Annotated in this window: 10 protein-coding genes; 8 read left to right on the top strand and 2 right to left on the bottom strand. The window is 49.9% G+C overall.

Annotated features, from left to right (window positions below):
* The first annotated feature begins 120 nt into the window (after nt 1–120).
* The gene (locus tag P2W70_RS18755; RefSeq protein WP_276483044.1) at nt 121–894 is read left to right on the top strand and encodes a response regulator transcription factor; all 774 of its coding nucleotides are present in this window, start codon (nt 121–123) and stop codon (nt 892–894) included.
* A gap of 11 nt (nt 895–905) precedes the next feature.
* Here P2W70_RS18755 and P2W70_RS18750 read toward each other — a convergent pair whose 3' ends face one another.
* Both P2W70_RS18750 and P2W70_RS18745 read right to left on the bottom strand, forming a co-directional pair.
* Nucleotides 906–2,843: a tetratricopeptide repeat protein gene (locus P2W70_RS18750; RefSeq protein WP_276483043.1), complete on the bottom strand. Its 1,938-nt coding sequence runs from the start codon at nt 2,841–2,843 to the stop codon at nt 906–908.
* Nucleotides 2,844–2,912: 69 nt separating this feature from the next.
* Nucleotides 2,913–3,185 (bottom strand): hypothetical protein, encoded by a 273-nt coding sequence (locus tag P2W70_RS18745; protein WP_276483042.1) that lies wholly within the window; start codon nt 3,183–3,185, stop codon nt 2,913–2,915.
* Between the two features lie 403 nt (nt 3,186–3,588).
* Here P2W70_RS18745 and P2W70_RS18740 point away from each other — a divergent pair, with 403 nt between their 5' ends.
* The 7 genes from P2W70_RS18740 (at nt 3,589) to P2W70_RS18710 (ending at nt 14,685) form a co-directional block, all read left to right on the top strand.
* Nucleotides 3,589–5,157, top strand: coding sequence for an NB-ARC domain-containing protein (locus tag P2W70_RS18740; RefSeq protein WP_276483041.1), 1,569 nt, complete (start codon nt 3,589–3,591; stop codon nt 5,155–5,157).
* 7 nt (nt 5,158–5,164) lie between these two features.
* The gene (locus tag P2W70_RS18735) at nt 5,165–6,718 is read left to right on the top strand and encodes a tetratricopeptide repeat protein (protein WP_276483040.1); all 1,554 of its coding nucleotides are present in this window, start codon (nt 5,165–5,167) and stop codon (nt 6,716–6,718) included.
* A gap of 177 nt (nt 6,719–6,895) precedes the next feature.
* Complete coding sequence (locus tag P2W70_RS18730; protein WP_276483039.1) at nt 6,896–7,141, top strand: hypothetical protein; 246 nt, start codon at nt 6,896–6,898, stop codon at nt 7,139–7,141.
* A gap of 26 nt (nt 7,142–7,167) precedes the next feature.
* Nucleotides 7,168–8,220 carry a hypothetical protein gene (locus P2W70_RS18725; protein WP_276483038.1) on the top strand — a complete coding sequence of 351 codons (1,053 nt, stop codon included), beginning with the start codon at nt 7,168–7,170 and terminating at the stop codon, nt 8,218–8,220.
* A complete protein-coding gene (locus P2W70_RS18720) occupies nt 8,217–9,107 on the top strand; it encodes a hypothetical protein (RefSeq protein WP_276483037.1) in 891 nt (296 codons plus the stop codon). Before P2W70_RS18725 ends, P2W70_RS18720 begins: the two co-directional genes overlap by 4 nt.
* A 12-nt stretch (nt 9,108–9,119) precedes the next feature.
* On the top strand, nt 9,120–11,111 hold the full coding sequence (locus P2W70_RS18715; RefSeq protein WP_276483036.1) for a type IV secretory system conjugative DNA transfer family protein: 1,992 nt from the start codon (nt 9,120–9,122) through the stop codon (nt 11,109–11,111).
* Nucleotides 11,112–11,250: 139 nt separating this feature from the next.
* Nucleotides 11,251–14,685, top strand: coding sequence for a HEAT repeat domain-containing protein (locus P2W70_RS18710; protein WP_276483035.1), 3,435 nt, complete (start codon nt 11,251–11,253; stop codon nt 14,683–14,685).
* Nucleotides 14,686–14,696 lie beyond the last annotated feature (11 nt).

Genomic DNA, 14,696 nt, shown 5'->3' with positions numbered 1-14,696 from the left:
GAAACCAGTGTTTTCTTTTTTGAAACTATTTTGTGCATCGTCGTTAAAAAAGAGTAGGGGCGCGGGTTTTGAAATCAACGGCAGAATAGTATTTTTGGTTTACACCTTTAAACTAGATTCATGAACAGCGGAAACATTTTAATAGTGGAAGACGAGCTGATCATCAGCAAAAGTATCTCACTGATACTTGAACATGAGGGTTATACCTGCTCGATGGTCACTTCCGGCGAAGAGGCGTTGGAGCAGATCCCACTATATGCGCCGGACCTGATATTGATGGATATCGGGCTGGGCGGCAAGTTGGATGGCATCACCACCGCCGGTATTATTTCCCACCAGTATAAAGTGCCTGTGATCTTCATCACCGATCATACCAACTACCAGGTATACCGGCAGGCACAGACGGCGTTTCCATCGGACTATATCAGCAAGCCTTTTTCGGAAGCTGCGTTGGTGAAAGCGGTGGCGGCGGCCTTCGCCAAAACGGCGATGCCGGATATGGTGGCCGGCAACGTGCAGGCATTGGGTGAAAGGGTGGAGAATGGTATTTTCGTGCTGTCGAATGGTGCCTACCAAAAAGTTCTTTTTTCAGATATCCTGTACCTGGCAGCCGACGGGGCCTACACGAAGATCCATTGTTCCAACAGCCGCCTGTATACGATTACCATGAGTTCGAATAATGTCGTGGCGCAGTTGGGCTGTCCGGCCATCGTCAAGACGGCCAAGTCTTTTTATGTAAATATCCACCGGGTAGATAGTATTACAGCTGATGCACTCGTTATCGGCACTAAGCAGATACCGCTTACGCAGTCATTTAAGCCGGATGTGCTCAGCAGGTTGAAGAAGCTGGTTACGACCAATAAGTTGCAATCGCCTAATGATGTTTTTGAATGATAATCCTGTTGTCAAAACAACAGGGTGGTGGTGGTGCCGGAATCGTTGCTTGCTGTCTTCAGTTTGCCCTTCAGTTGTTCGCTCAATGTTTGAATCAAAAATAGTCCCATTCCTTTATTGCCCTTTCCTGGCGCCGGATGCCAGGGCGCACAATCATCAGCAATCGTTAACAGGTATTTCTTGTCCGATCTTTTCAGGCTCACGCGGATCTCTCCGCTGTTGTGCCGGGGTGTGCCATGCTTGTAAAGGTTAGTCAATAATTCGTTGATAAGCAAGCCGATGGTTACTGCCCGGTTTCCTTCGAAAGGAGCAGTGTCGATGTCCGTGCGAACTGTAAAGTGGATCGATGCCTTCGCGTAAGTATTGTTGATATGCGTTACCAGGTCGTTGATGAAAAGGTTCATGTCTACCTGTACACGCTTGTTGTAGGCAGGGGCCTTCAATATATGATGGATAGATGCCATGGCGTTGACACGCTCTTCGAGCGTCTGGAGTGCGGCCTGCTGGTCCGGATCTTTCGTGGTATATTTTTTCAGCGTTAGCACGCCCAGCAGGATCTGCAGGTTGTTATCTACCCGGTGAGCCAGTTCTTTGAACAATACATTGACCGTGTTTCGGGACCTGATCAGTAATATGGTGGCCAGGATCAGCAAGGCCAGCAGGGTCGACAGCGCTACGATGAATATTTTTTGCCTGTTGATCTCGATCGTCTGCTGGTCTTTGAGCTGATTGACAAATGCCAGCTCCTGTTCTTTTTCGAGGGCTCTGTATCTTGTTTCGGACTGTGTAGTGGCCTGTGCGATATCCCGATTGAACAGACTGTCTTTCAACTGCAGGTTGAGCAAGGCGTAAGCCAGGGCTGCCTGGGGGTTGCCTGTTCGGCGATTGATTTCTGTCAATACACTGATGTTATCGATCCGCTGCTTGGGATTATCGAGTTGCTGCGATAAGCTATCGCCTTGTTGTGCCAGTTCGGATGCCCCTTTCAGGTCATTCATCTCGATGAGCAATTGGCAGAGCCGGTTGATGGTGGTGATAACGCCTTCTTTATCGTTGGCAGCTTTTCTTTGGGCAAGCGCTTTCCCGAAGTAGGCCCTGGCTTGTCCATACTGGCGTTGCTCGAGGTATACGACGGCGATGTTATCGATGGTGTTGGCAATGGATTTGGGGGTACCCGATTTTTCTTTGATAGCGAGTGAAGCGGCATATTGCTGCAACGCTTCCGGGTATTTTTTCTGGTAGCGATAGATATTGCCGATGTTATTGAATGACTGCGCTATACCAAAAGAATCATCGATGGCTTCGCGTAGCCGGAGCGCTTTGTGGTGATATGACAGGGCCAGCTCATACCGGTTGAGGTCTTTCAGGCTATTGCCCAACGAGCTATAGGCATCGGAAAGACTGCGTTTGTCGTTGGTGTTTTCCAGGATAGCCGCCGCCTCCGTGGTGGCAGCCACGGCTTGTTCATGGTCGCCTTTGTTCTTATATAGAATGCCTATGTTTACAAGGCCCTGTGCCAGACGCAGCGAGTCCTTTTTTGCCCGGTAGATAGAGGTGGCCGATGTATAATATTTGATAGCGCTATCGGATTCGGCCAGGTCGTCCCAGGCCACTCCGATATTGTTGAGCGCTGCTGCCAGTTTTTGTTGGTCCCTGGTTTGTGTCGCGATGGAGACCGCTTGCTGGAAATGCTTTTTTGCCTGCAGTGCCCTGGACTTATTCAGGTATAATTCTCCCGCCCTGGTGTGTAAGGCTACCCGGATGCTGTCGTTGCCCGCCAGCGCGGCCAGTGAATCTGCCTGCAGTATCAAGGCTATTTGCTGGCTATCGGGTAAATTGGCATCCTCCAATTGGTGTGTGAGGGCATATAACTTGTCTTTGGCAAATGGTCGGCAGGCCTGGATGAACAGCAGGGTCGTCAGTATACAAACAATTGGTTTGGATAGCATAATAAGCAGTGTGGTGTTTAAAAATAACAAAAACATCCGGAATTGTTAGATTCCGGATGTCGGCGTATTTTAGGGTCTGATGATGATCTTTCTGTCATCGTCTTCGCCATCTTCTCCTTCACTGGTTGAGTCGGCGGCGGCACCTTCCGCGGCGAATGTTTTGATGATGATCTTTCTGTCGTCATCCTCTCCTGCGGATGATTGTTGAGTAGAGTCGGGTGAAGTGGTATTGTTTGTTGGTGGTTTGATGATTATTTTACGATCATCGTCTTCGCTGTCTTTTTTGCTGCAGCTATACAGGGCTGATAGGAGCATGAGTAATGCTATTATTTTCTTTGTCATTGTTTTTTGATTGAAATTGTTTTCGGAATAGCCATGAGAAGTCCGGATGGTCATTGCTGACCAGCTTGATGTCATCGTGCTGGGTGTCTGGAATCTCGGGCTGGTGAAAAGAACCCTGGCCAGGGAACTGGCGAACGGTCAACCTGGTTACTTCTCCGGAGGATAATCAGCGCTGTATAACCGCTGGTGTTGTGCCGTTTGCTGCATCAAATGTCAGCAAGGCTTATGAGAAGATGTGATCAGTTGGAGCTATTTAAAAGGGGGCGTGCGTCACTGTTTTCTCATAACCGTACAAGCATTTCTCATAACGTGCTCTTATTTTCTCCTGAAGGACCAGGACATTCTCCTGTAGCCCGGGAAAATTGTAGGGGATATTTAGTACAACCGTCTAATTCGTTGATATATGATGATTTGGCGATTCAATGAGGAAGAGTATAACCGGCAGCTTTGGGAAAAGGTGCGGGAAAAATGTGCCGGAAAGGCTAGAATATTGTCGACCGATACGGACATTTCTCCGGCCCAGGCTGCACGCTATCTTAAAAATGATAGCCTGGGTGATCTGCACGCTGACACCCGGCAGCTATTTCTGACCTATACAGGGTACAAAAACTTCGATGTCTTTCGACAGGCCATGGATCAGGAGGTGTTGACAGCCTCGATAGCTGCACCGGTCGAAGAATCAGCTGGCACCTTTCTGCATTCAAAATATCACATCAACATGCCGGCAAGGCCTGAACTATTCCTGGGTCGGGGTGAACTGTTGCGGGAAATCCATGACCGGCTTACGGACAGGAGACAACGTGACAATGTGTTGTTGTTGACCAGTATGGGCGGAATGGGAAAGACCACTTTACTGCACGAGTACCTGAACAGGGACCTTTGCCGCCAGCACTTTAAATGGATCATTTCCGTATCGGTGCATAGGAACCTGGAGAGTGCTTTTGTGCAGGGGGTGGCCGACGCGTTGCAACTCGATCTTTCTGCGGTTTTTGCCAGGGAGAAGCGGTTGGAGATGGTGATACAGGCTATGCAGCGGCAGGAGGGCGACAACCTGGTAGCCATCGACAATATCAACGAAGCCGATTATGATGAGCTGGTGAGCATGTATCGTCATTTCAGGAGAACAGGCTGGAAGATATTGATCACGACACGCACCAACCCCGATGGGATGGAGTATATCGATGTAAAGGAGCTGGACCTGAAAGATGCCATGTTGTTATTTTTGCATTACTATGTGCCGGATATGACTGACCGGGAAGAAACGTCATTGTTCCAGTACATGAAGGAGCGGCAACTGCGGCCCGACCTGGAGAAACTGCTCTATCATATTCGCTGTCATACCTTATTTACAGAATTACTCGCCAAAACAGGGTATAAAACGCGGGCTACGCCGCAACAATTGCTGGAACACCTCAAGGCTGCCGATCTTCGGCACCCGGCGTTGGACAGGCCTGTCAATACCGGAGCGCACCCTTTCCACACTTCCAACAGCCTGAGCAAAGCCACCCTGCACCAGTACATGCTGAGTATATTCGATACCGATTACCTGCTGGCTGCAACAACCGAAGAGTCTGTGGCTGCGGAGAACCGGCAAAGGGTTAGCATGTTGCAGTTCTTTTCCGTTTTGCCCTCCGTAGAGATCCCGATCAATCACCTGAAAACACTTTGGCAGGTCAAAGAGCAGCAGGCCAATGATTTTGAGGAGCGGCTGGATATCCTGAAGCAAACCGGCTGGATAAAAAGTGAATATGCCGGTAAACAGGGCTTGACCTATAAGATGCACCACCTGATACAGGAGGTGGTAGCCGAGAAGTTAAAACCTACTATGAAGAATTGTGCTCCTTTGGTGAAATCGTTAACGGAGATCATGCACGATCGGCGAGCCATGTCAGACAGCGAATTCACCGCCTATAAAAAGTATTTGCGGGCCGCGTCACGTAAGTTGCCGGAACTGTCAATCAGTAAAAAGTAGTTATTCGATGCAGGAAGAAACAGCAGGCGATGAGGCCCTGGTTTGGGCGGAAGGCGTATTGTCGATCGCTGAGCCGTTGCAGGAAAATGGAGAATACCGGGAGGCGCTGGAAGTGATTGAACAGGCAGAGGCGCTTTACCGTGCTGCCGGGCATATCGGTTATACCACTTGCCTGCTTAACCGGGCGAATATACTGACACAAATGGGGCAGCAGGATGCTGCTGCTATGGTCTATGAAGAACATGTAAAGGCACTGGGCGGTTACCTCGAAACGGTTGGTCCGGCCGTCGATAAAGCATCTTTCACGAGCGAGATGCTCCAGTCGATAGACCGGTTGGGCCGTTATTATTTTCAACAAAAACAATACGATCGGTCTATTCATTTTTTGAGCACTGCACTGGTGGTGCAGGAGCAGCTACACCGGGAGTTCCCGCTGAATGCTTACTACTACAGGAATTACCTGCTCTCCTTCGAGGTGTTGGGTGAGGTGTTGTTGGCAAACGGGCAGGTGAAAGAGGCTTCAGCTTGTTTCCGGCAATTTTATGAACGTATGCAACACTTTGCGGGTTGGGCTGGCGGTGACAATGAGCTGCCTTTCGACCTGGCCAGGGCTTTGGGCAAAATGGGAGCTGTTTACCGTGACAATGGTCAATTGGCTTTATCGCTTTCGTTTTATAAACAGGCTATCCGGCAATACAGGAAGTGCTGGCCGTCGATGAAGCAATATGCGGAAGTGCAGAAGGAGTATGGAGTGGTGTTGATGGACACCGGTATGGCCTATCTTACGTTGTCGATGCACCGGGCTGCTGACAATTGTTTCCGGGCGGGCGAAAACCAGTTGCGCGACCTATGCGATCGTTTTCCCGAGAACTTTTGGTACCCGGAGATACATGCTATTTCGCTCAATAGGATGGGGGGCGCCTACCGGGCGGCCAACCAGTTTGATAAAGCGTTGGAATGTTATGGTGAATGCCTGGGTATCAGGGAGAAATTGTTGCACAAACAACCCGGTTTGGTGCAAATGAGTGCGGGCATGGCGACGGTGTATATGCACATTGGAGATGTTTATCTGGCACGGCAGCAATCCGCAGAGGCCCTGGCGCAGTACCTGCGCTTTGCGGAGTACGCCCAAGCGGTAGCCGTGTATGAACCGGCCTATCGCGGTCAGCAGCGATTGAAAGGGCTGTCGCTAGGCCGGCTGGCTGCAGTATACAGTACTGCAGGTGATCATGTGAAGGCATTGTCTTTTCTTGCGGATCAATTGTCATTGAGTAAAGAATTGTGCCGTACGCATCCGGAGGTGATGCAGTATCAGGACGACCTGGCTATCGTGTACCAGGACCTCGGACTGGCCTGGTGTGCCTCGAATGATATACGTAAGTCATTGTACTATTTTTTACTGTATTACCGGGCATCCATGCAGTTTGTGCATCGGTCGCCCGGAGATCCTGGCTACCTGGCAAGCGTTGGCTGGGTGATCAGGAAAATGATCGGGTTATATCCCTCCATTGGCAGAAGGCTAAATGCCTCGTATTTTTTTAAGCTTTCATTTCCTGCCTAAACATTTACTGCACAACGTTATTGGGTCAATGTCTGGTCTTTTGTGGGCGTAATGGGCCTCCCGGTCGGGCCGGTGAAAAAGTATTTTATGGATTTGGGAAAGAGTTTTCGGGTGCAAACCATACAACATGTATGGGTGTTTGCCGGAGTTGAATTTCTTTGGATAAAATATTATCCCATGAGCAAATTCAGAGACAAAGCAGATTCCTTTGCCGATAAAAACGGCCCTTCCGACGCTTCGAAGGCCGGTAAGTCGACAGAGGCTACAAAAGAGAAAGAGCCGAGGACCAAAGAGCAAAATAAAGAGCTCAAGGACGATCATCAGAAGAACGGCAATGATATTACCAAAGTACCTGTCCCGAACAAGACGGATGCTGAAAAATACACGCCCAAGCCTAAGCCCGGTAATAATTTGAAGTTATAACCTACACGAATACCAAAAAGCTGTTTATGCTGACATTTTTATTCCCAATTACTCACCGCCAATGGTTGAAAAATAAAGAAAAGGGGCTGGAGAATTTCGCGTCGCATGTCGTTACCAAAACCGTGAAACGCATCAACCGTCAACTTTCCTTTTTGTCGAAAGACCACCAGTCATTTATTACCGACGGAGATGTGGTGAATATGACAGCGAAGCGCAATGTGTATAAAAATTCGCTATTGAAGAAAGCGCTTTTTCTCGTTGTTTTTGTCGCCTTGCTGATTGCAGAATCTTCCCTCAACTATGAAAATATGGAGATATTTATCATGCCGGGGGAGGAAGGCATCCGGGCGGTATCCATGCGTGTATTTACGGCGCTGATCCTTACCCTCGGTAGTATCATTGCCGCCGATCTTACCCTCGAGGTGTTGTTTCACCACTGGCTTGAAAGCGATAAGGAGAAATTCAATTTCCCGGACTCGACCAATATTAGTTTTTCTCAAAAAATAGGGGTAGGCGAAAAAAGTCGTTTGCTTTTCCTGGTACTTAGTGCGTTGATGTTAATAGGTTGCTTATGGGCAATTTTCCTGTTTTCCCAGAAGAGGGCGGAGGTGATGGCACAGGCTGCAGGATTGACGGTGACAGGCAATGGTATGTTGGTATCGCCGATCACCCTGGTGGCCTTGTTGCTACCTTTCCTGGGAGGGATTTGTATGTTGCTGATCAAGAAGAACCACAACATCGTGTCTGCCTATAGGGCCATGATCCGCTACCGTCATATCGTTGAGTACGATAAAAAGAAGAAACTGAATTTCATCGATGTGTTCTCTGTGCGGCGGGCAAGAACCCTCAATAAGGAAATTGCCAACAGTTATCGTCGTGTGAACCGGTTTCGCAATTACCTGGAAGGACTGAACACAAAAATGCGTTCTGCAGAAGGAAAGCAAGAGCGGTACAATACCTCCGGACTGCCCCATACCACTGACCAGAATCAGCTGAAGGAATTTGTCAAACAGCGGCTGGAGCCGGAAACCTTACGCATACTTGAAAATGTTGAAAACCCGCTCAAAACTGCCGTATGATCAAGAAATACTTCCCCTTACTGATTATTCTCTCCATTCCTTTCCTGAGCGGTAAATGCCCACCGGATTTCCGGCCGGAAATAAAAAATATTATCTGCCTGGTAGATTTTTCGAATAGCCTGGAGGAGCGGCAAATGTTATCTTATGCCGAAGGTATCAAGACGATCCTGTATGCGATGGGACCCGAAGACCGGCTCATCGTGTACCCCATCGACGGCGGTTCAATCACCGACCGCGTGGCCATCGTATATGAAGACTTTCGCAGTGCGACCAATACAATGGGTGTTACTTTCAAGCATCTTAACCTGCCGGATTCTATCAGTCCCCCATTCAAAAAGAAAGGAGAAGACGCATTCACGGCGGCATCCCGCAAGCAAAAACGCCTGGATGGGTATGTAAAAGTAATAGCGCCGATGATCGTGCGACGATTGGACTCGCTAAAACAAGTGCGTCGTCCTTATGGTCGGGAAACGGATATCTTTTCAGCGATCTATAGTGTGAAAGATGATATGGTAAAGCAAAAGGAAAAATCAATGATTTCCGGTGAGGACAATGTGAATTACCTGGTAATTTTCTCCGACCTCGTGCAGGAAAGTGAACTGGCAAATTTTAATACCAAGAAAGGGATACAGCACAGTGAATTTCAGCCGCTGTTTACGTCGTTGCGGGAGAAGAAGCTGCTTTGTAACCTGCAACAGGCGAAAGTGGTGGTATATGATAGCTATTCTACTTCTATTGTATCCCAAAGTCCTATGGCCAAGATTAATGTACGTAATTTCTGGGAAGAGTATTTCTCGGATACAACGATAAACGTATATCAGCACCAAATGAAGTACTTCAATACTACGACGATGGACGAATTGTACAACGTAATAAAGACTTACTAATAAAAACTGCTTATGGACCAGATATTTCGTAACCTGGGAAGGCCCTTGCTCTTCCTGTGGAAGGAGGGTGCTTTCGTGATCGCGCTTTCTTTGTTGACAGCCAGTATTCTTTACAATGTGTATGTGCATACCGAAGCGCCGGGCACGACGGCGATGCTGGACGATTTCCTGTTGAACATGAGCGACCCGGTGGCTACTTTGAGTAAGCTTGTGTTGCTATTGCTGTGCTTTGGCGCTTTCTACTTGCTTTTTGTGAAATCACCCTTGAAGTTCATCAACAATGCCTTCTTTAACGGGTTATCACTGGTATTTCTTGGTTACCTGTTGTACAGGATCTCGCCACTGGCCTTATACCTGTTGGCTGGTATAGGCCTGATACTGATCTTGTACAAGTACCTGGTCAAGGGTGGGGATTTCAATTTCGATACACCTCCGGGCACTTTTGGCGAATCGCGTTTTAGCCGGTTCAAGGAGTTGGAAGGCAAAGGTATGACCGAAGAGAATGGGTTCATCCTTGGCCGGGACCCCGATAGTGGGGCCATGATCGGATTTCGTGGCGAAGGTCATATCCTTACCGTTGCGAAGACGGGTTCGGGTAAAGGCGTAGGGGTGGTAGTGCCGAATCTGCTCAACTACAACGGATCGGTGGTGGTGATCGACCCCAAAGGGGAGAACTTTATTCGTAGTGTATATGCCCGGGCAAATCTGCATAAACAGGAGATTTGTCTGATCGATCCATTTGGAGAAGTGCACAAACAGGTAGAGCGGCAGCTTAGCCGTATCCAGCTTATTGAAGCAAGTAAGCATGATTTTCCGAATATCGCGGAGATCAAATCTTTTTATACCGGGTTGCTATCCCGCGTAGCGCCACCTGTTTTTGAGGTTGATGGAACGCTGCGGCAGCCCTCCGGCGACTATTACAAGGGCATCAATCCACTTGAGCCGATAACAGCACTAGCTGCTGCCGGCAATTACCAGGAAGTGATCGACCAGGGGGCTGTGCTGGCCAATATGATCGTGGTGAAAACAAAGGAAGAGTCCGATCCGCACTGGAATGAGAAAGCACGCATGATCATTAAAAACATGATTGTTTTTCTGGTGTTGCATGAAATGTATGCGGATGAGCCGAAGAACCTTGTTGAATTGAGAACATTGATACTGGAGGTTTTTGAAGACGAAGAAGCATTGACCGCTTTCTACAATGTTTGCCAGCAGAGTAAGCATGCTTACTACCTCAAGGCCATGGCCAGTGAGTTCAAACTGATGGGGGCCGAAGAAGGTAAATCTGTCTTGTCATTCGTCTTGCGTCACCTCGAGTTTATCGGTTCACCTATGGCTGGCAATAACCTCAGTCGTGCAGACTGCAGCCTGCTGGATATCAAAGAAAAAGCAAGGTCGATCTACCTGGTCCTGCCGTCCAATAAGATAGACACCTATAGCCGGTTGGCGCGCATCTGGATCGCCTCGATCATCAGTGCTATTTCCATCAGCCCGGAGCTGCCGAAAGAACGTATCCTCATGTTGGTGGATGAAATGGCCCAATTGGGAAAAATGGAGCCGCTGATGCAGGCGGTAAGTCTGCTGCGTGGGTATGGGCTGAACCTGTGGATGTTCTTCCAGGATATTCCACAGATGGAATCGATTTATGGGGCGAATGCCTGGAAAACTTTTTCCTCCAATGCCAGGGTACAACAGTTCTTTGGGGTCTCGGACCAAACGACGGCAGAGTATGTTTCTGCGCTGGCAGGCATGACGACGATCACGACCGGCACCATCGGTGTGCCTGGTGGGTATAACGGTAAAAATGCCACCCATTCTTATACCAGCCAGGAACGCAAGCTGGTATATCCCGACCAGTTGTTCAGGACCTCTCTGCAGTTGATCTTTACCGACGAACTTTATCCCATCCGGGCCAGAAAAATAAAGTTCTTCAATGATGGAAAGTTCAAGACAGGCATGCATTTTCCCTTCCAGTTGGCACCGGGGTATCAAAGTCTCTTTTAGCGTAGGTTAGCGAGCGGTCTGTACAACTGATAGGGAATATGATACTTTTTTGCGGGATGTTCGGTTGTTGATTAACCAAACACCCGGAAAGAAGGGGTGGTGCGCCGGTTTTTGGAAAAAATGGAATATTTTTAGAACCATGATTGCACAGACCTGTACCAACCCGCCCCGGACCAGCCGATCCCTGTTGTTTTTGTCTTTTTCTGTTGCCCTGCTCGCAGCCTGCCGGCAGGAACCCGCCGACAAACGCATCAAACAAATAGAGCCTGCCAAAGCAGCCAGGATGGCGGCATCTGTAGACTCTGTTGTCAAACCTATTATTACGGATACCAACCTGACCCTGAAATTATGGGGCATCGATTCCCTGGTGATCTCCCCGATTGCCATCGATATCGATGATGATGGTAGCCTGTATTATACCACCACGAACCGGCAAAAGAACTCCGAGTTTGATATTCGCGGCCACCAGGATTGGGAGATACCTTCCATCCAGTTGCAATCCATCGACGATAAACGTGCCTTCCTGCACAAATACCTCTCATCGGAAAACAGCCAGCACAATACCTGGCTGGCTGACCTGAATGGCGATAGCTCGCACGACTGGCGGGATATGACCGTGGAGAAAGATAATATATACCGGTTGCGGGATACCGATGGCGACGGGGTCGCCGATCAGTCACAACTGGTGGTGGATGATTTCCATGACGAGGTGACCGACGTTGCCGGTGGCGTGATGAAAGATGGTGAAAACCTGTATGTGGCGGTAGGCCCGGATATGTGGCGCATGAGAGACAAGAATGGGGATGGTATTGTCGATGAAAAGACGTCCATGTCGAACGGCTATGGCATCCATATCGGCTTTAGCGGCCATGGTATGTCGGGGGTAGAGATGGGGCCCGATGGCAGGATCTACTGGCAGATCGGTGATATTGGTTTCAACGGGGTTGACCAAACCGGTAAACGCTGGTCTTATCCCAACTGCGGTGTCATTGCCCGCAGCAATCCCGACGGCAGCGACTTTGAAATATTCGCACACGGTTTGCGCAATACCCATGAGTTTGTATTTGATGACTACGGCAACCTGATCAGTGAAGACAATGACGGTGACCATGCCGGTGAAGAAGAGCGCCTGGTGTATGTCGTAAACGGCGCCGATGCCGGCTGGCGTGCCAACTGGCAATACGGAAAATACCGTGATCCGCTCAATAACACCTATAAAGTGTGGATGGACGAAAAGATGTGGAAGCCCCGCTGGGAAGGACAGGCTGCTCATATCGTGCCTTGTGTGGCCAACTATGTGAGCGGCCCTGCCGGGATGGTATACAACCCCGGAACGGCTCTGAGCCCCGCTTTTAAAAATATGTTCTTTATCGCCAAGTTTGTAGGTAATCCCGCCCAGTCGGGTGTGTATGGTTTCAAGCTGAATGCGAAAGGCGCCGGTTTTGAATTGGGCGACGATACCCTGGTGGTTGGCGGCATATTGCCGACGGGGCTTGACTTTGGTCCCGATGGAGCGCTCTACATCGCAGATTGGATCGATGGTTGGAAGACGCATGACTATGGCCGTATCTGGAAGCTGGATGATAAACGCGGAGTAGGACAAGCAGACCGTAAACTGACACAGTCGCTGTTGGTAGCTGATTTCTCCCAAAAGCAACCCGATGAACTGGGCGCATTGCTTTCAAATGCCGACAAACAGGTGCGTATGAAGGCGCAGTTTGAACTGGTGAAACGCGGTGCAGCGGGAGAGGAAGTATTTAAGAAGGTATTGGCGCCCAACAGCCAGCAGTTGTCAAGGGTGCATGCCATCTGGGGATTGAGCCAGCTGGCCCGGAAGGAGGCAAAATACGCACAGGCTTTGCTGCCGCTGCTGCAAGACAAAGATCCTGAGATCCGGGCGCAGGCGGCCAAATGGCTGGGCGATATCAAATACAAGGAAGCAGGTGAAAAGTTGGTCGTGCTGCTGAATGACCCGTATAGCAGGGCGCGCTTTTTCGCTGCCGAAGCTATTGGTAGAATTGGGTATGAACCTGCGGTGAATGCCCTCATCGGTCTCTTACGCAATAACAATGATGAAGATGTATATATCCGCCATGGGGCTAGTCTGGCGTTGGCGCGGATCGGTAAAGCCGAACCCCTGGTGGCATTGGCCAAAGATCCTTCCCGCCCGGTGCGTATTGCTGCCGTCGTAGCATTGCGCCGGATGGAGCATCCGGGTATAGCTTCATTCCTCCAGGATACGGATGAATTCATAGTAACGGAAGCAGCCCGGGGTATCAATGATGACCTGTCGATCAGGGATGCCATGCCGGCACTGGGCGGCATCCTGCCGACCACTATCTATAGCAATGAAGCCTTGCTACGGCGCGCTATCAATGCGAACCTACGACTGGGCACCAGCGAGGCAATGGCCCGGCTGATCGAATTTGCGGGCAAGGCCAGTGCGCCCGCCGCTATGCGGGCGGAAGCCATCGATGCGCTGAGCACCTGGGTGAAGCCTTCGTTGGTGGACCGGGTGGACGGAAGGTATCGTGGTGAGTTTACCAGGGATTCGAACGAAGTGAAAGCAAAGTCAGGAGATGCGCTGACCAGCTTGCTGACTGATAAAGAAGAAAAGGTGCGGCTGAGTGCCGTCAAGGCTGTCAGCCGATTGGGGATTGCCCAGAGCAACCCGGTGTTGTTGGGCCTTTTGCAACGCGATGCGGTACCTGCGGTGCGGGTAGGCGCCTTGAAGTCGTTGGCGAAGTTGCAGTATGCGCAGATCGGTGAAGCGATCAAGCTGGCAGTAGCGGATAAAGATAAAGCCGTTCGTGTGGCAGGCATCGACCTGATCGCGAAGATGAATATCTCCAAAGAGTTGATGGTGTCGTTGCTGACCGATGTGATCAATACGAAAACGACGGAAGAACAGCAGGCGGCTTTGCTGACGCTGGGTAACCTGCCCGTGCAATATTCGCAACCGGTGCTGGAAGGTTTACTGACTAAAATGTCGTCGGGTAAACTGCCTGCTGTCATGTACCTCGAGTTGGCGGAGGCGATCGATAGCAGCCGTTCATCGGCCCTGATCGCAAAATACAAAACCGTGAGCAATGGCCTCTCCGGTGATACGCTGAGTGCGTCTTATGCCGGCAGTCTGTATGGTGGCGATCCGCAAAAGGGTCGCAGGATCTTCTATTCCAATCAGACGGCACAGTGTATTAAATGTCATTCGTACGACGACTATGGTGGCAACGCAGGCCCCCGGTTGAATGGTATTGCCGACCACCTGACGCGTGAACAATTGCTGGAAGCCCTGGTGAAACCCAGTGCGCGCCTGGCGCCTGGTTATGGTGCTGTGATATTGAAATTGAAAGATGGTAAAACGTTGACCGGCATCCTGACCGGCGAGACTGATAAAGACATTACGCTCAAAGTGGGTGATAAAACCGAGGTGGTAGCCAAAGCTACCATAGGCACCCGCACTGATGCAGCCTCCAGCATGCCCGAAATGCGGTACCTGCTTTCGAAGAAAGAAATTCGGGATGTGGTGAGTTTCCTGGCGGAACTGAAAGAAGAAAAGAAGGCTGGCCGGTAAAGGCCGGCTTC

Origin of the sequence: Paraflavitalea pollutisoli (assembly GCF_029360705.1) — a bacterium.
GTDB classification, from domain to species: domain Bacteria; phylum Bacteroidota; class Bacteroidia; order Chitinophagales; family Chitinophagaceae; genus Paraflavitalea; species Paraflavitalea pollutisoli.
Note: the sequence above shows the minus strand (reverse complement) of the source record. Positions and strands in the feature narration are given on the sequence as shown.

Coding starts and splice junctions, on each gene's coding strand:
- P2W70_RS18755 (WP_276483044.1), top strand. CDS start 121: ATGAACAGCGGAAACATTTTAATAGTGGAAGACGAGCTGATCATCAGC.
- P2W70_RS18750 (WP_276483043.1), bottom strand. CDS start 2,843: ATGCTATCCAAACCAATTGTTTGTATACTGACGACCCTGCTGTTCATC.
- P2W70_RS18745 (WP_276483042.1), bottom strand. CDS start 3,185: ATGACAAAGAAAATAATAGCATTACTCATGCTCCTATCAGCCCTGTAT.
- P2W70_RS18740 (WP_276483041.1), top strand. CDS start 3,589: ATGATGATTTGGCGATTCAATGAGGAAGAGTATAACCGGCAGCTTTGG.
- P2W70_RS18735 (WP_276483040.1), top strand. CDS start 5,165: ATGCAGGAAGAAACAGCAGGCGATGAGGCCCTGGTTTGGGCGGAAGGC.
- P2W70_RS18730 (WP_276483039.1), top strand. CDS start 6,896: ATGAGCAAATTCAGAGACAAAGCAGATTCCTTTGCCGATAAAAACGGC.
- P2W70_RS18725 (WP_276483038.1), top strand. CDS start 7,168: ATGCTGACATTTTTATTCCCAATTACTCACCGCCAATGGTTGAAAAAT.
- P2W70_RS18720 (WP_276483037.1), top strand. CDS start 8,217: ATGATCAAGAAATACTTCCCCTTACTGATTATTCTCTCCATTCCTTTC.
- P2W70_RS18715 (WP_276483036.1), top strand. CDS start 9,120: ATGGACCAGATATTTCGTAACCTGGGAAGGCCCTTGCTCTTCCTGTGG.
- P2W70_RS18710 (WP_276483035.1), top strand. CDS start 11,251: ATGATTGCACAGACCTGTACCAACCCGCCCCGGACCAGCCGATCCCTG.